Below are 23,685 nucleotides of genomic sequence, written 5' to 3' on the forward strand. Positions count from 1 at the left end.
AAATGACCTACAAAGCCCCCCTCAAAGACATGCTGTTTGACATCAAGCATCTGGCCAATATCGATCAGATTGCTCAAATCCCGGGGTTTGAAGAAGCCGGATTTGACACGGCCGAAGCCGTGCTGGAAGAGTGCGCCAAATTCAGCGAAGGCGTGCTGTCGCCGCTGAACTGGGAAGGCGACAAGAATCCATCGACTTGGAAAGACGGCGTGGTCACCACTACCCCCGGCTTCAAGCAAGCCTTCAGGCAGTACGTCGAAGGCGGCTGGCAGGGCTTGCAGCACCCGAGCGACTTTGGCGGCCAGGGCCTGCCCAAAACCATTGGCGCGGCCTGCGGTGAAATGCTCAACTCGGCCAACATGAGTTTTGCCTTGTGCCCGATGCTGACCGACGGCGCCATTGAAGCGCTGCTGACGGCGGGCTCCGACAAACTGAAAGCGGTCTACCTTGAAAAGCTGGTCAGCGGCCAGTGGACCGGCACCATGAACCTGACCGAGCCGCAGGCCGGCTCTGACCTGGCCGCCGTGCGCAGCCGCGCCGAGCCGCAGGCGGACGGCAGCTACAAGGTGTTCGGCACCAAGATTTACATCACCTACGGCGAGCATGACATGGCCGAGAACATCGTCCACCTGGTGCTGGCCCGCGTGAGCGGGGCGCCCGAGGGCGTCAAGGGCATCAGCCTGTTTGTCGTTCCCAAGTTCCTGGTTAATCCAGACCTGTCGCTGGGCCAGCGCAACGACGTGCACTGCGTCAGCATCGAGCACAAGCTGGGCATCAAGGCTTCGCCCACGGCGGTGCTGCAGTTTGGCGACCACGGCGGCGCTGCCGGCTACATCGTCGGCGAGGAAAATCGTGGCCTTGAATACATGTTCATCATGATGAACGCGGCGCGCTACGCCGTCGGCGTGCAAGGCATCGCGATTGCCGAGCGCGCCTATCAAAAGGCCGCCAGCTTTGCCAAGGACCGCGTGCAAAGCCGCCCGGTCGATGGTTCCATCAAGGCCAGCGCGCCCATCGTTCACCACCCCGACGTCAAACGCATGTTGATGACGATGCGCGCCTACACCGAAGGCTGCCGCGCCATGGCCGCGGTGGCCGCCGCCGCTTACGACGGGGCGCATCATCATCCCGACGCCGATGTGCGCAAGCAAAACCTGGCTTTCTACGAATTCCTGGTGCCGCTGGTCAAGGGCTACAGCACCGAAATGAGCCAGGAAGTCACCTCGCTCGGCGTGCAGGTGCATGGCGGCATGGGTTTCATCGAGGAAACCGGCGCCGCGCAATATTTCCGCGATGCCCGGATTTTGACGATCTATGAAGGCACAACCGCGATCCAGGCCAACGACCTGATCGGCCGCAAAACCGCGCGCGACGGCGGCCAGACGGCCAAGGGCATCGCCAGCCAGATCGAAGCAACCGAAAACGAATTGCTGGCGCAGGGCAGCGCCGACGCGGTGGCCGTGGCCAAGCGCCTGAAAGCCGCTCGGCTGGCCTTTGTCGACGTGGTCGAATTTGTCGCCGCCACGACCAAAACCGACCCGAACGCAGTGTTTGCCGGCAGCGTGCCCTACCTCATGCTGGCTGGCAACGTGCTGGCAGGCTGGCAGATGGCGCGCTCGCTGCTGGCTGCCCAAAAGCAGCTGGCCCAGGGCGTGGACGCGGCTTTCATGCAAGCCAAAATCACCACGGCGCGTTTCTACGCCGACCACCTGCTGACCAAGGCGCCCGGCCTGCGCGACAGCATTGTCGAAGGCGCAGGCAGCGTCAACGCCCTGGCGCTGGAAGCTTTCTAAAACGCTTTGCTATCAAAACAATAGCTGCTTGCGCCCGTCCTATATGGGCTAGGCGGCTATTTGATGGTTTTTCGTCGCTTTCTTTAATTCGATCACGGAGCTCCCATGTCCCGACTGCCAGGCGCACTCAATCACCTGCCGCTGCCCATCATCGGCTCGCCGCTGTTCATCATCAGCAATCCCCGGCTGGTGATCGAGCAGTGCAAGGCCGGCGTGGTGGGCGCCATGCCCGCGCTCAATGCCCGGCCGGCGGCGCAGCTCGAAGACTGGCTGGCCGAGATCACCGAGACGCTGGCCGACTACAACCTGGCGCACCCCGGGCAGCCGGCCGCGCCCTTTGCCATCAACCAGATCGTGCACAAGTCCAACGACCGGCTGGAGCACGACATGGCGCTGTGCGTGAAATTCAAGGTGCCCATCATCATCACCAGCCTGGGCGCCCGGGAAGACATCAACGCCGCGGCGCACAGCTACGGCGGCGTGGTGCTGCACGACATCATCAACAACCGCCACGCGCACAAGGCCATCGAAAAAGGCGCGGACGGCCTGGTGGCGGTGGCCGCCGGTGCTGGTGGCCACGCCGGCGTTAAAAGTCCGTTTGCCCTGATTCAGGAAATTCGCCAGTGGTTCGACGGCCCGATTGCCTTGTCCGGCGCCATTTCAACCGGCGGCGCCGTGCTGGCCGCGCAAGCCATGGGCGCCGACTTTGCCTACATCGGCTCAGCCTTCATCGCCACTGACGAGGCACACGCATCGGACGCCTACAAGCAGGCGATTGTTGACGGCTGTTCAGACGACATCGTCTACAGCAACCTGTTTACCGGCGTGCACGGCAACTACCTGGCGCCGTCGATACGCGCCGCCGGAATGGACCCCGACGACTTGCCGCAAAGCGATGCCAGCAAGATGAGTTTTGGCAGCGACAAAACCAAGGCCTGGAAAGACATCTGGGGTTGCGGCCAGGGTATAGGCTCGGTGCGTAAAGTGCAAAGCACCGCCGCTTTTGTGACCCAGCTCAGGCGCGAATACCAGGAAGCGCGGCAACGGGTGGCTGCGTAGCCGACGACACCCCGGGCCAGCGCACCGGTCAGGCGCCCGGCTGCCTGCCTGTAAAACTGCCCGATGGGCGACTGCGCGGTGTTGACGCGCTCAAGGGCCTGGCCTGCGTCATGATCATCTGGCACCACCTGGTTTTTTACGGCCCAATGTGGGACGTGGTTCAACCCTTGGTGCCTGGCCTCACTAGCTGGCTGTTTAATTACGGCCGCATGGCGGTCCAGGTGTTTTTGGTGGTCGGCGGCTTTCTGGCGGCCAGTTCGTTGGCGCCGCAGGGCGCGGCGGCATTCAGCCAGCCGGGTCGCCTGATCTTTCGCCGCTATCTTCGCCTGGGGCAGCCCTGCCTGGTGGCGCTGGCCGTGACCGTGCTGGTCGCCGCACTGGTGCGGCCGTGGTTTGACCACCCGTCCGTGCCCGATGCGCCGGCGCTGTGGCAGCTGCTGGCCCATGTGTTTATGCTGCAAGATGTGCTGGGCCTCGAAGCGCTTTCCGCCGGCATCTGGTATGTGGCCATCGATTTGCAGCTGTTTGCCATGAGCGTGCTGGTTTTCAGCGCGACACGGCAGCTGCGCTGCCGCTGGCCAGGCGCGCCCGCGCCGCTGGGTTCGCTGGGTTTGGGGGTAATTTTGCTGCTGGCCGTCTTGTCACTGTTGTTCTTCAACGCAGAAGAAGAGCTGGACATGACCGGGCTGTACTTCTTTGGCTACTACGCCTTGGGCATGCTGGCTTATTGGGCGTCAACGGCGGTTAAAGCAAATACCGGGTCAGGCCGCCGCTGGCTGCTGGTCATCGCCGTGCTGGGCGCCGCCGCCCTGGCGCTGGATTTCAGGGGAAGGCTGGTGGTCGCGCTGGTTACCGCGTTCGTGTTGGTGGGGCTTCAGCAGCGCGTCTGGACTGCGCTGGCAATGACCTGGCTGCCGCGTCGTCAACTGGGGCTGCTCGGCAAAATGTCATATTCAATTTTTCTGATTCACTTTTCGGTAGGCCTGCTGGTCAATGCGCTGGTTAGCCATTTCTGGCCGACACAGCTGCTGGCCAACGCCATCGGTTTGCTCACCGCCTTCGCGCTGTCGCTGCTGGCCGGCGCGGCGCTGTATTGGGGCGTTGAATCGCGGCGGGCACTGCAGTCCCGTGTGTTGAAGTGCAGGAATGTGGTGTAGCTATAAAATATGCCTCTAGCCCAATGAAAACGGGCGCAAGCAGCTATCAAAATAATAGCAAGTTTTACGCCTTCGCAGCAGGACTCCAGGGGCCTTAACTCTGCATGCCGGCCCTAACGCCCCTTGTACAAACCCGCCGTTTCATCTGGTATTCGGCCCCAGCGCGGCGCCTGGGGTGGCCACTGTTCCCGCCGCTCTATAACCGCTGTCAGCTGATAGCGTCGTTGCGCATACCAACGCAGCAGGCACTCGCGGTCCTGGCATAGCGCCTCGCGTCTGCGCCACTCCTGGTCTTGCTGGCGCCGGAAGGCCGCGCGGTCGGTCGTCGCGTTTCTCGCGCTTGTATACAGGCGGCCGAGTTCGCGGTCGAGCCGGGCAAGTTCGGCGTCGGAGCAAATCATCTTCTCGGACATCGAGCGCGCCCTGGTGCAATCGAAACCTGGCCGGAGCCGCGTTGCCGCTCTAGGCCCTTGCGGGGCAGGCGAAGCAGACTTTGCGACAACGACTTTGCGGGACTGGGCTTGGGCCACGACTGGCTCAGGCGGGTTTGGCGTGCTTTTAGCCGCCGGTATGACTGGCTCGGTGGTCTGGCCTGCATTCTCTTGAGCGGCCAGCGCAAGCACAGGCGCAAGTACAGGCGCAAGTACAGGCACAGGCACAGGCTGCAGGCTTTCCCCCTGTGCCAAGGTCTGCTGCGGCGGCACCGGTTCCTGGCTTGCAAGCGCCAACTGCTCGCGGCCCTGCCCATATTTGAAGTGATACAGCTGCAAGCTGTCCGTCGAGAGGCGCTCGGCGCGGCTGCGCAGTTCGGCGCCATTGGCCGCCGTCACGGACCTGTTGTCAAGGGCAAGCCTCGCATAGTGCGAGCCCAGTTCGTACCTCGCCTGAGCAGATTCGACCGAATCGATTCCCTTGAGCTTGTCGGCAACCTGGCATGCCATCAGGAAAGCAACTTCAGCATCGCGTGGTCGGCCGGCGGCTACGGCCTCCTTGCCAATGACAAAGAACGACGCGATATCGGCCGCTACCAAGCCAGCCACACCGGCCTGCAAAGGAAACCGCCCGTCTTTCTCGCCAGCCACAACCGTAGCGGGCTGCAAGGGGCAAGCGGCGGTCTGGCCGGGCTCCAGCGCCATGGCTTGCGGCGCCGAACCACTGGTTTTAGGTTTGTCAGGCAGGGCTGATGAATCTGAGCGCATGAGCATCCATGCGCCCATTGAGGCAGCGGTCGCAAGCACAAGAACCGATGCAAAAATTTTCAGCTGCCGGGGAGTCAGCGCCACGGGCGGCGGCTGAACACTTGCATTGGCTTGATCTGGCGTGGGTGGCGGCGGAGCGCCCGCCGGCGGTTTGACCGGCATACGTGGTAAATCTGAGCGTGGCTTCCATGCGCCCGCTTCGGGGGCCGTCGCGAGCGCAAGCGCCGACGCGACAACAGCTGCCAGACGCTTGATGATAGTCATGGCCATACGATAGCGTGGCAGGCCAGCGCAGGGGCAGGACATCACACTTTGATGCAAAAAAAGCGTTTCGTGGATGCCAGGCCGCCATCCCAAGCCGCCAAAGGCGCGAAGGCGCAAAGGCGCAACGCGGCGAGTCAACCTGCCTGCGTATTCCCATTGTTTAAGTAAATAGGCCCCTAGCCCATACGGGACGGGCGCAAGCAGCTATTATATTAATAGCAAACTGGCGCCTGAACGACGCCGGCCTGTCCCGCCTTAATTTCGAAGACGGAATTCGCGAATTTTTCCGGGTGGGCAGGTAGATAAAATTAAAAAAGCACATGATCAGACGAGAGCCTGCGACTTTCTGACGAGCTGTCCAATACCAACAAAACCAGCTCGATCAGATAAAACGGTGAACAGATGACTTCAGCTCCGCCATTTCGCCCGACGCGTAGCCTGTTTTATCTTGTCTTTGCACTGTCCGGCTTCTCTGGATTGATTTACGAATCGATCTGGACGCATTACCTCAAGCTGTTTCTCGGCCATGCTGCCTACGCGCAGACGCTGGTGTTGGTCATCTTCATGGGCGGCATGGCGTTGGGTTCGTGGCTGTGCGCAAAGATGTCCGGCCGCTGGCGCAATCTGCTGGTCGGGTACGCCGCCGTCGAAGGGATTGTCGGGCTCTGCGCCATGGTTTTTCCCGGCGGCTTCGTGTTTCTTACAGACTGGTTTTTTACCAGCGTCAGCCCTGCCATCGGAGCGCCTGCTGGGGTGCTGCTGGCCAAATGGAGCTTGGCGGCACTGCTGATCCTGCCGCAATCCGTCTTGCTCGGCATGACTTTCCCGCTGATGAGCGCCGGCATGATCAGGCGCTTCCCCGAGAGCAGCGGAAAAACCATTGCAACGCTTTACTTCGCCAACAGCATCGGCGGGGCGATCGGCGTATTGGCCAGTGGTTTCTGGCTGATCAAGGCGATTGGCTTGCCGGGAACCGTCATGGCGGCTGGCGCCATCAACCTGGCCCTGGCCGCAGCGGTCTGGCTAATGTGCAAAAGGCAGGCCGATGCCGCGTCCCTGCCTGTGCCTGTGCCTTTGCCTTTAAGTACGCGGTCCCGGCCAGCCCCTTTATTTTTGCCCGTGCTTCTAAGCGTTGCCCTGCTGACCGGCCTCTCGTCATTCGCCTACGAAATCAGCTGGATCCGCATGCTGAGCCTGGTGCTGGGCAGCTCGACCCATGCGTTTGAGCTCATGTTGAGCACCTTCATCACCGGCCTGGCCCTCGGCGGCCTCTGGGTCAGCCGCAAGATCGACAGCATCCCCGCCCCGCTGAGCACGCTGGGCTGGATACAGATTGCCATGGGCGTGTTGGCCCTCGCCACGCTGCCGCTTTACGGCCAGTCTTTCGGCATCATGGAATGGCTGATTGCCGCCTTGCCCAAGACCGGCAGCGGCTACAACGGGTTTAACGCGGCCAGCCACGCCATCGCATCGGTGATCATGCTGCCAGCCACATTCTTTGCCGGCATGACCCTGCCGCTGATCACCCACATCCTGATCAAGGCTGGTACTGGCGAGCGCAGCATCGGCTTTGTTTACAGCGCCAACACCTTGGGTGCGATTGCCGGGGTTCTGCTGGCGGTGCATGTGGGGCTGCCCCTCATTGGCCTGAAAGGCCTGATCGTGAGCGGAGCAGTCATCGACATGGCGCTGGGGATCTATCTGCTCTGGCGCTGGCAGACGCCACGACTCGCGCCGCGTGCGCTAGGCGCGCTCAGCGCCGCCGTTCTGCTTGCGGTGGCCCTTTCCCTGACCGGGCTCGATCAGAAACAAATGGCGGCGGGCGTTTTTCGCAACAACCAGACCCTGAAACGGATCAATGACATCGCCTTCTATCAGGACGGCAAGACCTCCAGCATCGCGGTGACACGCAGCGCCGACAACGTCCTGGCATTGCGTACCAATGGAAAAGCCGATGCCTCCATCGACCTCAAGCCGGATTCGTATCAGATCGACGAAACCACCATGGCTCTGGCTGCTGCGCTGCCCCTGGTGCTCAAGCCCGACACCCGGACCGTGGCCAATATCGGTCTTGGATCGGGCATGACGACGCATACGCTGCTGGCCTCCGCTGCGGTGTCCGGCGTCGATACGATTGAAATTGAACCTGCCGTCCGCGAAGGCGCAAAAACCTTCAAGGCGCGCAATCACCGCGCTTTTGCCGACCCGCGCAGCAAGATCATCATCGAGGATGCCAAGACCTATTTTTCAAGCCACAGGCAGCGCTACGACCTGATCGTGTCAGAACCGTCCAACCCATGGGTCAGCGGCGTGTCCGGCCTGTTTTCGGTGGAGTTTTACCGGCTGCTCAAACGTCATCTGGCCGAAGACGGCCTGTTCGTGCAGTGGCTGCAGCTTTACGAGATCGATATGGAGCGGGTCGTGTCCGTGATGAAGGCACTGGACGAAAATTTTAGCGACTACGCCATTTACGCGACCAATTTCGGCGACGCCGTCATCATCGCCACCCCGAAAGGCGCTTTGCCGGAAATCCCGGCCACACTGCCCGACATGCCGCTGCTACGCGCTGAGCTCAAACGACTGGACATCATCACGCCCCAGGATCTGGCTATCCGCAAGCTGGGCAGCAAAAAGTTGTTTGCGCCGTGGCTGGCAAAATCGGCCACGCCCGCCAACTCGGACTATTACCCTTATCTTGACCAGCATGCCAGCCGTGACCGCTTCATGGGCTCCAATAGTTTTGAGCTGGTCAATCTGTCCATGGCCTCACTGCCGCTGGTCGAGATGCTGGGAGCCCGTCTGCCATGGCGCGAAACCTCCGTGTCTTCAGCCCCTCATTGGCAGCGACCCCACCCGGCCGTGGGTGCAATGGTGCTGCGCGATCTGCTGATGCAAGTCCCCTTGACGATGCCGCCCGCCATGCGGCCAGGCGATTGGCACAACGCAGTGGCGGGCGCGACACAAATCGTCGAGGCCTGCAACGCGCCGCCAAACGGAGATGCAGTCCATGCGCTGCTGAATTTTGCCTTTGACGCGATCCCTTATCTGCGGCCTGAAGAAAACGCCCGGCTGATGCAGGCCATCAGCAAGCTGGCGTGCGTGACGATGCTCAAACAGCCGGAACGTTTATGGCTCAATCTCATGGACGCGGTCGGACAGCGCGATGGCCAAGGCATTGCGGGATCTGTGGACGCATTGCTGGGCGCCGGGCTGGATACGACGCCTGCCCGCAAGCGCTATCTGCTGGCGCTGGGAATGCTTGGCAACCTGTCTGTCAAGCGTGCTGCCGAGGCCAGAAAAATCTGGCAGACCCTCGCGCCGCAGCTATACGGCGAAACCCCGCCGCCGCTGTTGTTCAAGATCATGGCGGCATGGAGCGGGGTGTGAAGCGCGGATTTTTTTGCGCCAGCTGCTTTCTGCGGCTGAGTTCCGCCAACCTTTCATACAACTGAGGTTTAAAAATACTGTATAAATAAACAGTTATTAACTATCAGTTTGAAGCGGCGCGTGACTGCAAGGGGCAAGCCCATGACCGAATTTCACATTCCTCCCAGCGCCATCAAGGGCCGCGGCAGCGCCACGCGCATGGCCCACCGCTTTGAGAAAGTGGCGCGCCAGGCCTATGACGATGGCTGGGGTACCCTGGAAGAAATTGGCGCAAACGTCACTGTGCCGCTGCAGACCGAAGTGATGTTGGAAAACGCGCGCAGCGCGATCACGCGCAACGACTCGCCCGACATCTTTTTTGACTACAGCATCAACCCGTACCGCGGTTGCGAACATGGCTGTGTCTACTGCTACGCGCGGCCCACGCACAGCTACCTTAATTTGTCGCCGGGTCTGGACTTTGAAACCAAAATCATCGCCAAGCGCAACATTGCCGAGGCGCTGCGTGCCGATCTGGGCAAGCGCAGCTACCTGCCCAAGCTGCTCAACATCGGCTCGGTCACCGATTGCTACCAGCCGGTGGAGCGCGAGTTGCGGCTGACGCGCAGCGTGATCGAGGTCTTGCAGCAGGCGCGCCATCCTTTTTCACTGGTCACCAAATCAAGCGGTGTCGAGCGCGACCTGGACCTGATCGCGACCATGGCGGCTGACAGGCTGGCCGCTGTCTACGTAACCATCACCACGCTTGACGGCGAACTGGCGCGCAAGCTGGAGCCGCGCGCCGCGGCGCCGCAGCGGCGCCTGCGCACCATCGCAACGCTGGCGGCTCTGGGCATTCCCGTCGGCGTCAGCGTGGCGCCGCAAATACCGTTTGTCAACGACGACATGGAGCAAGTGCTGCAGGCCGCGTGGCAAGCCGGGGCGCGCAGCGCGTTTTACACGGTGGTACGCCTGCCTTGGGAGGTCGCGCCAATTTTCAAGGAATGGCTGGCGCTGCATTACCCGCAGCGCGCCGCCCGCATCATGGCGCGCATTCACGATATGCGCGGAGGCCAGGACTACGACAGCGATTTCGCCACGCGCATGAAAGGCAGTGGGCTGTGGGCCGAACTGATTGGTCAGCGCTTTGAAAAAGCCTGCCAGCGTCTGGGCTTTAACCGCCAGCGCGTTGAGCTGGACTTGAGCCAGTTCAGGCCGCCGGCAGCAGGTCAGGGCAGCCTTTTTTGAGATGCTGAAATTCCCGGCGTTTCTTCTAGACGGTGGCTCAATATTTTCGGTGATTGGCTTGACCTTGAGCCTTGCAGCTTGTGCAAAAAAACATGAAGGCGATGAGTTCGTTGGCCGGGCGCGATTATCGGATGCCGGTAGAACGGTAGAGCTCATCGCACAGCAGGCGGTTCAATTCTTTCTTGACCACGGCATAGCACTCGCATGCGTTGGTCTCAAGTCCTGCCCGATCAAGAACGGTAATGTGGCCACGCCGGTAACTGATAAGACCGGCATTCTGCAGTTTCCCGGCGGCCTCTGTCACCGCTTCCCGGCGCACACCGAGCATGCTGGCGACCTGTTCCTGCGTCACGATCAATTCGAGTGAGGGGACTCTATCAAGGGCCATGAGCAGCCAGCGGCAGAGCTGCTGCTCCACGACATGGTGCCGATTGCAGGCGGTGCTCTGCGTCATCTGGGTGATGAGTGCCTGGGTATAGCGCAGCAACAAACGCTGCATCATGCCTGCACGCTTGAATTCCTGCATGAGCAGGCGGCGTTCCAGCCGGTAGGCGTGGCCTGCGGTCTGCACTACGGCCGAACTGGGCGTGGTGTCTCCTCCGAGGAACAGTGAAACGCCGACCACGCCTTCATTGCCCACTCCTGCGGCTTCGGTCGTTGCGCCAGATGCCATGACGTAATGCAGCGACACGATGGCGGTGGTGGGAAAGTAGGCGTGCTGCACCCGTCCACCCGGTGAGTAAAGAATATCACCGAGCAACAGGGGAACCAATTCCAGATGTGCAAGCAAGGGCTCGAACGCCGCCTCCGGCAGGGCGGCCAGCAGATGATTCTGCCGCGGGCTGTGGGGTGGTGAAAAGGGGATTGACATCGTTGACCGCTAACGTCCTTCTTTTTTTTCGAGCTATGGTTTCGCGGTGGTTTCCACGCCGATGCCGCGAAAGCCAATGAAGCGGCAGGCCTTGTCAAACATCGGCTCCCCACTTACCCGAAACTGTTGGTTTGAGCCATCGGCATTGACGCGGCTGAATGGAAAATCCAGGAAGGGCCTGCGGGCCGCAATCATGGCCTGAAGCTCTTCTCGCTCGGTCCCATTCCAGCCCGTTATCTCGTCATCGGTTTGGTCGCCAAAAAACGCTGTCACCCGGATTCCCAGAATCTCCAGAACCGGGCCAGACACGGTGGTGAATTCCCCCGTCGCGTTCTGCTCCCAGTACCAGTCGGAGGCCAGCTCGGTCAAGCTGCGAAAACGAGATTCACTTGCGTGTAACTCGGCGGTCCGTTCCTGCACCGTTTGCTCTAGCGCCTGGTTGTAGTTTTCAAGTTTTTTGTACAACAGCCGCACTTCCAGCATGTTGTGGATGCGCGTCTTGACTTCCATCAGATCAAACGGCTTGCTGATGAAATCCTTGGCACCAGATTGCAACGCGCGCAATTTGTGACCGGGCTCGGCAGTCAGCACGATGACCGGGAGGTATTTGTCAGCGGCCTGGGTTTTGAGGGCTTCCATGACCTGGAACCCATCCATGCCAGGCATCTTGAGGTCGAGCAAAATCAGGTCGTAATGGTTTTTTCCATGAAGCGCGCAAACCCCCGCTGGATTCATGGTCGAGGCAACACAGGTGTAGCCCGTATCACTCAGCAATTGCTCAAGCAACTGCACATTGGCGACCTGGTCGTCAACAATCAGGATGTTGGCTTTAAGAATATCAACGGTAGTAACCATTGTCATTGTTTCCCTTTTTATTGGTGTGGGCTGACTTCACCACGCGCAATTCGCACAATTTCTTGCGCAATATCTTCTGGCGACAGGACAAAGTCGATGCATCCACTGGCAATGGCGCTTTCCGGCATGTCTGGCTGGCTCGCCGTACTAAGTTTTTGCGCGATGGTGATGCCGCCTACATCCCTGATGCCGCACAAGGCGGCGGCCCCGTCGCCGTCAAAGCCGGAGACGATAACTGCAATAAGCTTACCGTCCCAGCAATCAGTCAGTGAGCGCAAGAAGACCGTGATGACATCAGGCCAGCCCCGAGGTTTTGATATGGGTTTTAGAAGAAAAACGCCGTCGCCAATGTGCAAATCCCGATTTGCCGGAATGATAAATACACGGTTAGGCTCGATCAGCAAGCTTTCCGTGATGAGATCAACCGGCATGGTTGTGAAGCGAGGAAGAACTTCATGAAGCTGGGTCGGCATGATGGTGATGTGATTAACGATCACGATTGCCACACCCATGTCAGCCGGAAGATTCTGCAATAGCCGAATATAGGCGTCGAGGCCACCGGCCGAACCGCCGACGCAAACGATAGGGAAATTTTTCATCAACGGCTCCTCTGATTGGTCGAACGTGGCATTTAAAAAGCCTGATTTTCAACGAGCAAAATCTTGACTCCAAGACTGCCGGATTCAGTCATTGTCATTTACCTTCCTTTTCAGCTGCGCGACCAGGCAGCGATTTTGCAAACTCCAGCGCCTCGTCCAGCGTCATCATGAACTCATTGATCTTGATGGGTTTGGTGAGGTAACGAAAGAATCCGGCCTTCAGGCCTTTGTCTATGTCGTGGGGTATGGCATTGGCGCTGAGGGCAAGCACCGGAATGTGTGCGGTCGCCGGGTCTTCAGTTAAAAGTTTCAGCACTTCGATGCCGCTGATGCCGGGCAGATTGATGTCCATCAAGATGACATCCGGCAGCGCAGTGCGCGCGATCATCATTCCGTTGTTGCCGTCCCTTGCAGACAGTAATCGCACATCAGGGCGACGCTCCATGAGGTCCTCAATCAGCATCAAATTGGCTGGGTTGTCTTCGACATAAAGCAGGGTGTGTATCTGCGAATCGGCCACCGCCTGAACTTGAACTTGAGCTTGAGCTTGAGCTTGAGCTTGAGCGGCGGCATCGGAAGCCGGTTGTTCAGTCATCAGATCCATTTCAATCCAGAAAGTACAGCCTTTGCCGACAGTGCTTTGCACTCCGATAGTCCCTCCCATCAGTTCGATCAGCCGCTTGGTCATCACCAGGCCGATGCCTGTTCCTTCTTCAGCGTACGCCTCTCGTCCAAGTCGGTTGAATGGCTGAAACAGTTGATCAATTTTCTCCTGGGTCAAGCCTTCGCCGGTGTCTTCGACATCAATGCGAATGCGCTCTGCCGAGACCTTGATGCATTTCACATCGACCGTTCCGCCCACCCTGTTGTATTTAATCGCGTTGGATAGAAGGTTGACAAGAATCTGCTTCAACCGTGTGCGGTCGGCGCTGACAAAATAAGGTATTTTAGGCGCGGGAAAAGTCACGCTGATACCGCGTGTGTTCCCTTGCGGCTCTATCATGGATCTGCATTCCTGCATGACCTCAGACAGCGGCACCGCTTCTTGCGACAGCGACAACTTGCCGGACTCGACCAGCGCCAGGTCGAGGATTTCGTTGATGAGTTCCAGCAGGTACCACCCCGCCTGAAGGATTTGGTCAACGCTGCGTTTTTGGGAGAGTGTTGGCGGCGGCGAGCCCGACTCTATGAGCTGGGCAAACCCGAGAATCGCACTGAGCGGCGTACGCAACTCATGACTCATGCTGGAAAGAAAATCCGATTTCGCACGATTGGCTTTTTCCGCAACGACCATCGCGCGCTTCAGTCCGGCGTTGTTCTTTTGGAGTTTCTGATTCAGCAATGCCCGCTCGGCGTCGGCCAGCCTGCGCTCGGTGACATTACTCATCACGATGCGGAGCACCGGAACGACCTCAAAATTATCCTCGGTGGTCGCCTGCAAATTGACCCAAACCGGCGAGCCATCACTTTTTACCATCTCCAACTCGCAGCCTTGCTGTTCACCCGACGCAAGGAGTTGTTTGCGGTATAGGTAGAAACTGTCCTGATGCGATTTGAGAATAAACCGGTTGAACCGCTGCCCGACAAGGGTGCTTCGGGCCATGCCCAGCAGCGTGGCGGCGGCGATATTGGCTTCCAGAATCAGCCCCTGTTCGCCGACCGTGCAGTAGCCCACCGGGGCAAGGTCATAGAGGTCGAAATAGCGCGCCCGGACGGTGTCCAGCTGCAATTGCGCATGCCGGAGTTCTTCGTTTTGCATCTCCAGTTCAATTTGATGCACTTGCAGTTCATGCAGCGTTTGCAGCATGCCTTCGGGCGACAGTGCTTGCAGGCTTTTCGACGACAGGGAGATTTTTTTACGAGCGATGTCTTCAGCCCGTTGGCGCAGCGCCTGTCCCGAGCTGGCCGCTGCAGCGTCCTTGCCGGCCGGTTTAGCCGGGTCTTGCATCGTGCGCCTCCGCCGCTGCTGTGATTTTTGCCTGTTTTGACCGCTCCGTTGTGGCAATGGCATACATCTGGCCCGACTCGTTGAATAAAGCAGTGGACGTCAACCAGACCTCCTTGATGCTGCCGTCTTTGGCTATTCGTTGGGTTTGGTAAGGCTCCAGCGTTTCAGCCTGGCTGAGCTGGTGCACACTAACCAGGGCTTTTTCTTGCAGCGCTGCCGGAATTCGGTGGTGCACGTTCATCTTCAAAGCCTCAAGCTCTGTCCAGCCGTACATTCGCTCCGCAGCTGGGTTCCAGGCGATGATGCGGCCCTCCAGGTCCTGCACGGTGATGGCGTCAAACGCATCCCGCACCACCACGGCCAGACGCAGCAGCTCATTGGCTTTGCGCAGCGCTTCGCGCGTATAAACAATTTCCGTAACGTCGACAAAGGTAATGACCACGCCCTCGATCACGTTGTCAAGCGTGCGGTAGGGCAGGATGCGCAAGGTGAAGGACTTGCCTTGCGCAGTCAGCACGTCGACCTCTTTGGGTATCAGCGTTTTTAGCACCGTTTGCGCGTCTGCCACCAGATGGTCGTAGCCCACCAGATTGGAGACAATGTGGCCCACCGGCCTGCCCACGTCGCTCTGGATCAGGTTGATGATCAGGGTAGCGGCAGGGGTAAAGCGCAGGATGCGCAGGTTGTGGTCCACAAAGACGGTGCCAATGCCGGTACCCGCCAGCAGGTTGTTCATGTCATTATTGGCGCGCGACAGGTCCGTCACCTTGGTTTGCAACTCGGCGTTGACGGTGGCCAACTCTTCGTTGATGGATTGCAATTCTTCTTTGGAGGTTTCCAGCTCCTCGTTGGTGGATTGCAACTCTTCGTTGACCGACTGCATTTCTTCGTTCGAGGATTTGAGCTCTTCGTTGGAGATTTCCAGCTCATCATTGGCTGCATGAAGGTATTCCTCCTTGGCCTGCAATTCCTCATTAAGCTCCGCAATCCGCACGCTGGCGTCAGTGGTGCGGTCTTCAGTGCTGGCGACGGATGGCAGTGCGGCCAGCGAACCCGCTTGGCTGTCAAGTGCAGGCGCTTCTTCCAGAATGACCAGGAACAGGGGCGACGCAAGCGCAGCGACCGGGCCATGCGCCACCGGGCACACAGTGAGATTAACCAGCGTAAAGTGGCCGTTGGTTTTGACGCGCAGGCCCAGGGCACGTACGCGTTCTTTGGTGTTTACTGTTTTGTGCAGTGCCGTGGTCAGATCGCGCCGCAGCCCTTCGCGCGCCATTTTCAGAATATTGTTAATGCCCGCATCGCCCGGCGCCGGTTCCAGAAACATGCCGGTCCGGCCGTGCAGATAAAGGATGTCCCCCTGACCATTCACGAGCGCGCCGGTCGGGGTGACCTGCTGCAACAGCGCCTGTTCGGTTAACTCACGCAAGGACAGCTTCGAGACACTGGCTCCTTTTCCGGCAAGCAGTGGCAGCGCTACATCTCTGCCTGCGATGGGCGGCAAGTGCGACAGAAAGCGACCCAGTGCTGCGCGCTTCGCGCCCTGAAAACCCTCTTTGCGCTGGTAGGCCTTGGACTTGCGGTCCAGCACGGCGAACAGATCACCAAACTCCCCCACGGATTCCGACGTGCCCAGAAAAAGCATACCGCCCGGCATCAGGGCGTAGTGAAACAGGGCAATCAGCTTTTTTTGTAAATCTGTGCGCATGTAAATCAGCAGGTTGCGGCAACTGATCAGGTCGAGTTTGGAAAATGGCGGGTCCTTGATCAGGTCATGCTCGGAAAAAACCAGCATGTCGCGAATGTTTTTGTGCACGCGGTAGGCGCTGCCATCGGGCTGGGCGATAAAAAAGCGCGCCAATCGCTCTGGCGAAATGTCAGCGGCAACACTGGCTGGATAAATACCGGCTCTGGCCGTGGCAATGGCACGGCTGTCGATGTCGGTGGCGAAGACCTGCACTTTGTAGCCTTGCCTGAGCAACTCCAGGCGCTCTTGCAGCAAGATAGCGATGGAATAAGCCTCTTCCCCGGTGGAGCACCCGGTGGACCATGCTCGAATGGTGCTACCCGCCGGCTTGTCATCAAAGAGTCTGGGTATGACCTGCTTTTCAAGCACCTCAAAGGCTTCCGCGTCACGGAAAAAATTGGTCACACCGATCAGCAGGTCCCGAAACAGCGCCTCTATCTCGAGGGGCGTCTGTTGCAGGTACTTGACGTAATTGTCAATCGCATCGACTTGGTGAACGGCCATGCGCCGCTCAATTCTGCGGTAGATCGTGCTGATCTTGTATTGGGAAAAATCGTGCCCGGTCTGGGTACGCAGCAGAATAAAGATTTTTTTTAACGCATTCTCGTCGAGAGGCTCTGTGATGGTGGCAGGCCGAGGGGGTCTGCCAAAGGTGTGGGCCACATAAGCCATGAGCTGGGCCGGCATCTCGGCCGGTGCGAGCTCGTAATCCACCATGCCGGTGGCCAAGGCGCTGCGCGGCATGCCGTCGAACTCGCTGGAGGCAGGATTTTGTACCATGACCATGCCACCCTCGGCCTTGATAGCCCGCACACCCAGCGTGCCGTCGCTGCCGGTACCGGAGAGCACGATGCCAATCGCCCGCTCGCGCTGGTCCTGCGCCAGGGAGCGGAACAGAAAGTCAATCGGCAGGCGATGGCCGCGCGGCGCGGCGGGCTCCAGCAGTTGGAGTGTGCCGTTCAGAAACGCCATGTCTCGGTTGGGCGGAATGATGTAGGCACAGTTCATTTGCACGGCCATACCGTCCTCGACCTCGAAGACTTTCATATGGGTGCTGCGCTGGATAAGTTCAGTAAGAATGCTGCTGTGGTCCGGCGCCAGATGCTGCACCAGCACAAAGGCCATACCGGGGTCGGCATCAGGCGGCATGCCGGAAAAGAAAGCCTCAAACGCTGCCAGCCCACCGGCAGACGCGCCAATACCCACAATCGGAAAGCCGGTGATGTCGGTGCCGGCCGTCTTTTGCACCTCAATGGCCTTGGCATCAATGGAAACGGGCACGGGCGCCGGCACCGTTTGCCTTTTGCTTTTGTCTTTTTTCCCTAGGGTCATGATGTCTCCTGTACCGACTAAAAATCTTCGGCGCGATTCAATGGCTGCAGTTTAGTCTTTGCGAATGGCCTCGCTGGAGTGCTCCTGAAAATATAGCTGCTTGGGCAATATCTGCCATGCCTAGCGACGTTTTTTATTGAAAACTTCGGGAGGCACTGCATTGATTGTCGGACACGGGAAGCGCGGATGACCGTATGTCAACGCCGACCGGTGATTTACCTCGCGTCGTGTTGGTCAACGGCATCAACCCTTGGAACAAAACAGGCTGCGCAAGAGAGTGATACCGGGAGCCTTTTTAACTTTGAATCTGGTGGACTGCAGCGCACTGGACTGGGTTTAAGCCGGTACAGGCCGCCGCGCGGGGCAGGGCAGAGCAGAGCAGAGCAGAGCAGAGCAGTTATTTTTAATCCAGGCGTTCTGCGTTTGGCTAACGCAGATAGCTGCGATTAAGCCGCAGCTCAAACCTTTTTTGCAGTGTCTCAAACGACGCGCTCATGGCCCAGTAGATGCCGGCCGCAGCCAAGTACAGCGGAAAGGGCTGAAAGGTGGTGGCAATCACTTCCTTGGTCGCCAGCATCAGCTCACCGACGGCAATCACCGAGACCAGTGAGGTGTCCTTGATCAGGCTGATCAGGCTGTTCGACAGGCTGGGCACCGCCAGCCGCAGCGCTTGCGGGCCCACCACGTAGCGCAGCGTCTGGGTCTGCGTGAGGCCCAAGCTTCTGGCGGCGTTCCATTGCCCGTGCTCGACGCCGTTGATGGCTCCGCGCAGGGTCTCGGAAAGGTAGGCGCCGACATTCAGGCTAAGCCCCAGAATGCCCGCGCTGATCGGGTCAAACTGCAGGCCTATGCTGGGCAGGCCGAAGTAAATCACAAATAGCTGGACCAGAAGCGGCGTGCCGCGCATGCAGCTGACATACAGCGTGGCCAGTTGCGACAGCACGGGCAGCTTGGCCAGCCGAATGAGGGCGACGACGGTGCCAACGATGGCGCCAAAGAACACCGATGCCACGGCCAGCAGCAGCGTCCACGCCGCACCTTTGAGCATCAGCGGCAAGGCATCGCGCAATAACTGGGTCAGGCCAGGCAGGTCCATAAGGGCTCCACAAATAAAAACCCCGGCGGCTCGCCGGGGTTGCTTCAAGCGCCCGCTGGAGTGGGGCGTACGGCTGAAGGAATGTTACTTCGTTGCTGGCCGCTTATTCCGGTTCCAGATCGTTCGTGAACGCGAAGGCGAAGCGACGACAGTACAGACGTACGGCTAGCGAAGCCGACAAAGTGCACGGATGATCTGGAACCGGAATTATTTGACGGCCACTGGCGGCTTGCTTACGTCGCGGTCAAACCACTTGGTCGAGATTTTTGCGAAGCTGCCGTCGGCCTTCAGGTCGGCCAGCGCCTTATTCAAGGCGGCCTCGAATTTGGGATTGTTCTTGACGAAGGGGATGCCGGATTTTTCCAGCTCACCGACCGGGGCGCCGGGCTTGAGCGGCAGCTTGGTCTGCTTGACGATGTAAGGAATCAGCAGGCTGTCGTTGAGCGCGGCATCAATGCGTCCCAGCGCCAGATCCTGCAGGTACTCTTGCGCGCCGGGGTAGGTTTTGATGTCAATGCCGCCGACCTTTTTGGCCATGTCGGCATAGTTGGTGCCTTGGCCCAGGCCGAGCTTTTTGCCTTTGAGGTCCGTCAGGGTTTTGAAGGCGCGCTTTTCATCCTTGCGGACTATCAGTTGGGCGCTGGAGACGGTGTAGGGCTCGGAGAAGTCAAAGGTCTCCTTGCGTTTGTCGGTGATGCCGACCTGGTTGATGACCACGTCGTATTTACCGGCCTGCAGACCGGCCAGGATGGCGCTCCACTCGCTGGTGCTGAACTCGGCTTTGACGCCCATTTTTTGCGCCAGTGCGTTGGCGAGCTCGACTTCAAAACCGGCCAGCTCGCCGTTGTCCTTGTAGTTGAAGGGCGGGTAGGTGCCTTCCAGCGCCACTTTAAGTGTGCCGCGCTGTTTTACTGTATCAAGCAGGTCAGCGGCGCTGGCGCCGAGAGCCAGCGTGAGCAAAAGAGCACCAACTAGCGATTTTCGAATATTCATATTCAATCCTTGCATAAGAATGTGGATGTTAAGATTTTAAATGAATATTAAACCTGCATACGTAGAAACCCGGCCAGTCGCCCTGAAAACCCTGTTCATCCCAAGGAAAATTGGCCCGGCGCTGCCAGAACTCCTTCGTTCTCCTTTTTCATAAAGCCTACGGTTTGGCGCAAGAGGCATAGATGTCAAGCGCCGCCTTGTAAACGCTGGTCTGCACGTTCATCAAGCCCAGCACCGAATGGAAGTAGTTGTCGTGGCTGATGGGAACGTCGAGCCGCTGCTTCAGGCAGTTGGTGCTGACCTGACTGCGCTGCTCGAACTCGGGCGAGAGCCAGGTGATCCAGGGCACGCGTTTTTGCACGTCGGGCGCCACGCTGTAGGGCATGCCGTGCAGGTAAAGGTTGTTTTCGCCCAGTGATTCGCCATGGTCGGCCAGGTAGAGCATGGCGGGTGCGTTATGCGCCTGCCGTGTCTTGAGCCAGCCAATGGCGGACGCCAGCAAATGGTCGGTGTACACAATGCTGTTGTCGTAGGCATTGAGCAGCCCGTCACCCTCGCAACTTTGCAGTGAGTTGCTGGTGCATTCGGGCAGAAACTTTTTGAAGGCCGGCGGCGAGCGCCTGTAATACGCCGGGCCGTGGCTGCCCATCTGGTGCATTACCAGCACCACGCCTTTGGCTGTCCGTTCAGCGGGCAGGGCGGCAATACGCTGGTCCAGGCCCTGCAGCATCACTTCGTCCAGGCATTCGCCACCATCACACAGTTCGGGCACCTTCAGCTGCGAGGTGTCGACGTTGGGAATACGGTCGCATGCGCCCTTGCAACCCGCTTGGTTGTCCAGCCAGAGCACGGCCAGACCAGAATGCTGCAGCACATCGAGCAAGCCTTGGTAATTGGCGGGGCGGGCGTCATAGGCTGCGCGCCCAAAATGGGAAAACATGCAGGGCAGCGAAGCCGCGGTGCTGGTGCCACAGGACCAGGCGTTGCGCTGGCTGGCAATGTTTTCCAGGGCCAGTTGGGGCGTGGTCGGGCGCTGGTAGCCATTGATGGCAAAGTTGCCGCTGCGCGCGGTCTCGCCCAGCACCAACAGCAACAGCGGCGGCTTGCCTTGGGCCGCGTAGCTGGCGCCCAGCCTGGCGTCTTCTCCCAATGGCAAAACGACTGATTCGTTACGCTGAAACGGTTGCGCTGCCACGGAGCCCAACGCGTAAAAAGAATTGAGCGGATTGATCAGGTAGCGCAGTTGCGGATGGTTGCGCATCACCGAGGCGATACTCTGAAAGAACACCATCACGACAAGCACCAGCAGGGCACAGGCGCTGATCAGGGTGAGGGCATTGGCAAGCGTCTGCCGAGCGGCGGTTTTTCGCCTGACGGTTTGCCGCCACAGGAAAAAAACTGGCAGCACCGCCAGCACCAGCACGGTGGCCAGCAGGCGCCCGTTCAGCAAATCGCGCGTCTCGCGCACATCGGTCTGCAGGGTGTTGACCATCATGGTCTGGTCAATGACCACGCCATAGGCCATCATGAAATAGCTGCCCAGGGCGGCTGACACCAAAAATAGCGTGATGGCTGGTTTGAGAGTCCAGTGCCAGGCCAGCAGGCTGAGTAGCGCCGCAGTCGCCAGCGCAATCACCAGCGACAGCGCGATGCTGATGGTGAAGACCTGGCTCGTGTTCAGCTCCGGTAGGCGGGCCAGGGCGCGCCACAGGGCCATGTTGCAAATCGTGGCTATCCACAGGCTTGCCACCACGACAAGCCAAAGTTGTCGCATGCCGGCGGACTCTGGCTTGGAAGTTTTTGGATTTTTCCGGGGAAGGGCCGAGGAATCGGGCGTTAAAGTGCTTTTAGCGGGTTTGAGCGGGTGCGGCGGCATAGCTCCTCATTGTATTTCTGACGGCTTGTGACCGGCTTAAAGCCGGCTGATGCGCCAGAGGTACTCGCTCAAGCCAGCAACTGGCGGGCGTGGTGCTTCAGGTGGTCGGCCATGAAGGTGGCAATGAAATAATAGCCATGGTCATAAGCCGGCTGCCGGCGTAGCGTCAGGGGCTGGCCTGCGGCAGCGCAGGCGGCTTCAAACAGATGTGGGTGCAGCTGCTCCTCCAGAAATTTGTCGGCCAGGCCCTGGTCCAGCAAAATGCCGGCGGGGTAGGGCGCGCCGCGCAAGCAGGTCATCAATGCCGTCGCGTCGTGCGCTAGCCAGCCAGCTTCGTCGGCACCCAGGTAGCCGCTGAACGCCTTGCGCCCCCACGGGCATTGGCTGGGCGCGCAAATCGGTGCCAAGGCCGACAGTGACTTGAACAGACCCGGATGCCGAAGCGCCAGCGTCAGCGCGCCATGGCCGCCCATCGAATGGCCGAAGATGCCGACGCGTTCGGCGTTAAGAGGCAAGCTGCTCGTCAACAGCTGCAGCAATTCCTTCGTAAGGTAGCTTTCCATGCGGTAGTGGCCAGACCAGGGCGCTTGCGTGGCGTCCAGGTAAAAACCGGCGCCCACACCAAAATCCCAGCTGTCGGACTCTCCCGGCAGATTGGCGCCGCGCGGACTGGTGTCGGGCGCAATCAGCGCCAGACCGAGCTCGGCCGCCATGCGCTGAGCGCCCGCCTTGGTCATAAAGGTTTCTTCGTTGCAGGTCAGCCCAGCCAGGTAAATTAAGGCTGGCACCTTGCCTTGCGCGGCCTGCGGCGGCAGAAAAACCGAAAAGCGCATTGGCAGACCGATTTCGCGCGAATCGTGCTTATAAAAACGCTGCGTGCCGCCAAAACAGACGTGTTCGCTTAGAAGTTCCAAATGTGTTGTCATGGGCTCTTTCAGTTCAAGCAGGGGCTCTAACAGCGCCCTTGGAGGTTGCGTCTTCACCAGCAGGGCCCGCGGAACTGGCTTTGCCAGGCCGCAGGCGCAGCGGCCCCTGGGGGGGCAGGGAGCTACGCGCAGTGAGCGACCGTGGGGGCTAATAAATCACGACGCCGCGAATCGATTCACCGCGCTTCATCAAATCGAAGCCCTTGTTGATATCTTCGAGCGGCATGGTGTGTGTGATCAGGTCGTCAATGTTGATCTTGCCTTCCATGTACCAGTCGACAATTTTTGGTACATCGGTGCGGCCGCGTGCGCCGCCAAAGGCCGATCCTTCCCACTTGCGGCCTGTCACCAGCTGGAACGGCCGGGTGCTGATTTCGGCCCCGGCTTCAGCCACGCCGATGATGATGCTGCGGCCCCAGCCCTTGTGCGTGCACTCCAGCGCCTGGCGCATGATTTTTGTGTTGCCTATGCACTCAAAACTGTAGTCGGCGCCGCCGTCGGTCAATTGCACGATGGCATCGACCACGTTGTCGACTTCGTTGGGGTTGACGAAGTGCGTCATGCCGAACTTGCGAGCCATTTCCTGACGTGCCGGGTTAATGTCCACGCCGATGATCTTGTCAGCGCCCACCATTTTGGCGCCCTGAATCACGTTCAGGCCGATGCCGCCCAGGCCAAACACCACGACGTTGGCGCCAGCTTCGACCTTGGCCGAGAACAGCACCGCGCCAATGCCGGTGGTCACGCCACAGCCGATGTAGCAGACCTTGTCAAACGGCGCATCTTCGCGGATTTTGGCCAGGGAAATCTCGGGCACCACGGTGTAATTGCTGAAAGTCGAGGTGCCCATGTAGTGAAAGATCGGCTTGCCGTCTAGGCTGAAGCGGCTGCTGGCGTCAGGCATCAGGCCCTTGCCCTGCGTGCCGCGAATCAGCTGGCACAGATTGGTTTTGCGGGACAGGCAATACTTGCAGTGGCGGCATTCGGGCGTGTACAGTGGAATGACGTGATCGCCCTTTTTGAGCGACGTGACGCCGGGGCCGACATCCACCACGATGCCCGCACCTTCGTGGCCGAGGATGGCGGGAAAAATGCCTTCGGGGTCGGCGCCAGAAAGGGTGTAGTAGTCGGTATGGCAGATGCCGGTGGCCTTGATCTCGACCAGCACCTCACCAAACCTGGGGCCATCCAGGTCAACCGTTTCAATCGTAAGGGGTTCGCCTGATTTCCAGGCAACAGCAGCTTTTGTTTTCATGATGACAGTTCCTCTTTTGGTAATTGAAAAGGTGTTTAAAAAGCGTTCTACACCGCTTTCAAGCACTATAAATTAGAGCCGGCCTGAGCAAAGCGCAGACG

The 23,685-nt window shown here is 59.4% G+C and carries 16 protein-coding genes; 5 read left to right on the top strand and 11 right to left on the bottom strand.

Annotated features, from left to right (window positions below; translation table 11 throughout):
* The first annotated feature begins 2 nt into the window (after positions 1-2).
* From HHJ18_RS14110 to HHJ18_RS14120, 3 genes are all read left to right on the top strand, one after another.
* Positions 3-1,793 (top strand): acyl-CoA dehydrogenase, encoded by a 1,791-nt coding sequence (locus HHJ18_RS14110; RefSeq protein ID WP_296916264.1) that lies wholly within the window; start codon positions 3-5, stop codon positions 1,791-1,793.
* A 105-nt stretch (positions 1,794-1,898) separates the two neighbouring features.
* Entirely contained in the window at positions 1,899-2,852 is a 954-nt protein-coding gene (locus tag HHJ18_RS14115; protein WP_296916266.1) for a nitronate monooxygenase family protein, read from the top strand.
* Between the two features lie 71 nt (positions 2,853-2,923).
* Positions 2,924-4,009 carry an acyltransferase gene (locus HHJ18_RS14120; RefSeq protein ID WP_296916629.1) on the top strand — a complete coding sequence of 362 codons (1,086 nt, stop codon included), beginning with the start codon at positions 2,924-2,926 and terminating at the stop codon, positions 4,007-4,009.
* A gap of 113 nt (positions 4,010-4,122) precedes the next feature.
* Here HHJ18_RS14120 and HHJ18_RS14125 read toward each other — a convergent pair whose 3' ends face one another.
* The gene (locus tag HHJ18_RS14125; protein WP_296916267.1) at positions 4,123-5,208 is read right to left on the bottom strand and encodes a hypothetical protein; all 1,086 of its coding nucleotides are present in this window, start codon (positions 5,206-5,208) and stop codon (positions 4,123-4,125) included.
* A 666-nt stretch (positions 5,209-5,874) separates the two neighbouring features.
* Here HHJ18_RS14125 and HHJ18_RS14130 point away from each other — a divergent pair.
* Together HHJ18_RS14130 and HHJ18_RS14135 are read left to right on the top strand one after the other, a co-directional pair.
* On the top strand, positions 5,875-8,859 hold the full coding sequence (locus tag HHJ18_RS14130; protein WP_296916269.1) for a fused MFS/spermidine synthase: 2,985 nt from the start codon (positions 5,875-5,877) through the stop codon (positions 8,857-8,859).
* Between the two features lie 141 nt (positions 8,860-9,000).
* Positions 9,001-10,086: a PA0069 family radical SAM protein gene (locus tag HHJ18_RS14135; protein WP_296916271.1), complete on the top strand. Its 1,086-nt coding sequence runs from the start codon at positions 9,001-9,003 to the stop codon at positions 10,084-10,086.
* A 124-nt stretch (positions 10,087-10,210) separates the two neighbouring features.
* Here the strand turns inward: HHJ18_RS14135 and HHJ18_RS14140 are convergent, their stop codons facing one another.
* The 10 genes from HHJ18_RS14140 to HHJ18_RS14185 all read right to left on the bottom strand — a co-directional run bounded on the left by HHJ18_RS14140 (position 10,211) and on the right by HHJ18_RS14185 (position 23,584).
* Complete coding sequence (locus HHJ18_RS14140) at positions 10,211-10,957, bottom strand: Crp/Fnr family transcriptional regulator (protein WP_296916273.1); 747 nt, start codon at positions 10,955-10,957, stop codon at positions 10,211-10,213.
* A 33-nt stretch (positions 10,958-10,990) separates the two neighbouring features.
* On the bottom strand, positions 10,991-11,812 hold the full coding sequence (locus HHJ18_RS14145; protein WP_296916631.1) for a response regulator: 822 nt from the start codon (positions 11,810-11,812) through the stop codon (positions 10,991-10,993).
* A 17-nt stretch (positions 11,813-11,829) separates the two neighbouring features.
* Positions 11,830-12,411: a chemotaxis protein CheB gene (locus HHJ18_RS14150; protein ID WP_296916275.1), complete on the bottom strand. Its 582-nt coding sequence runs from the start codon at positions 12,409-12,411 to the stop codon at positions 11,830-11,832.
* Between the two features lie 94 nt (positions 12,412-12,505).
* The gene (locus HHJ18_RS14155; RefSeq protein WP_296916277.1) at positions 12,506-14,359 is read right to left on the bottom strand and encodes a PAS domain-containing hybrid sensor histidine kinase/response regulator; all 1,854 of its coding nucleotides are present in this window, start codon (positions 14,357-14,359) and stop codon (positions 12,506-12,508) included.
* Positions 14,343-17,438 (bottom strand): chemotaxis protein CheB, encoded by a 3,096-nt coding sequence (locus HHJ18_RS14160; RefSeq protein ID WP_296916279.1) that lies wholly within the window; start codon positions 17,436-17,438, stop codon positions 14,343-14,345. The genes HHJ18_RS14155 and HHJ18_RS14160 overlap by 17 nt, the downstream gene beginning before the upstream one ends.
* A gap of 427 nt (positions 17,439-17,865) precedes the next feature.
* Positions 17,866-18,534: an amino acid ABC transporter permease gene (locus HHJ18_RS14165; RefSeq protein WP_296916281.1), complete on the bottom strand. Its 669-nt coding sequence runs from the start codon at positions 18,532-18,534 to the stop codon at positions 17,866-17,868.
* A 207-nt stretch (positions 18,535-18,741) separates the two neighbouring features.
* Positions 18,742-19,527: a transporter substrate-binding domain-containing protein gene (locus HHJ18_RS14170; protein ID WP_296916283.1), complete on the bottom strand. Its 786-nt coding sequence runs from the start codon at positions 19,525-19,527 to the stop codon at positions 18,742-18,744.
* Between the two features lie 157 nt (positions 19,528-19,684).
* Positions 19,685-21,301, bottom strand: a complete 1,617-nt coding sequence (locus HHJ18_RS14175) for a phosphoethanolamine--lipid A transferase (RefSeq protein ID WP_296916285.1) — start codon at positions 21,299-21,301, stop codon at positions 19,685-19,687.
* Positions 21,302-21,471: 170 nt separating this feature from the next.
* Complete coding sequence (fghA, locus tag HHJ18_RS14180; RefSeq protein ID WP_296916287.1) at positions 21,472-22,329, bottom strand: S-formylglutathione hydrolase; 858 nt, start codon at positions 22,327-22,329, stop codon at positions 21,472-21,474.
* A gap of 148 nt (positions 22,330-22,477) precedes the next feature.
* Positions 22,478-23,584, bottom strand: a complete 1,107-nt coding sequence (locus HHJ18_RS14185) for an S-(hydroxymethyl)glutathione dehydrogenase/class III alcohol dehydrogenase (protein WP_296916289.1) — start codon at positions 23,582-23,584, stop codon at positions 22,478-22,480.
* Between the last annotated feature and the right edge of the window lie 101 nt (positions 23,585-23,685).

Origin of the sequence: Polaromonas sp. (assembly GCF_012927455.1) — a bacterium.
GTDB lineage: Bacteria > Pseudomonadota > Gammaproteobacteria > Burkholderiales > Burkholderiaceae_C > Polaromonas.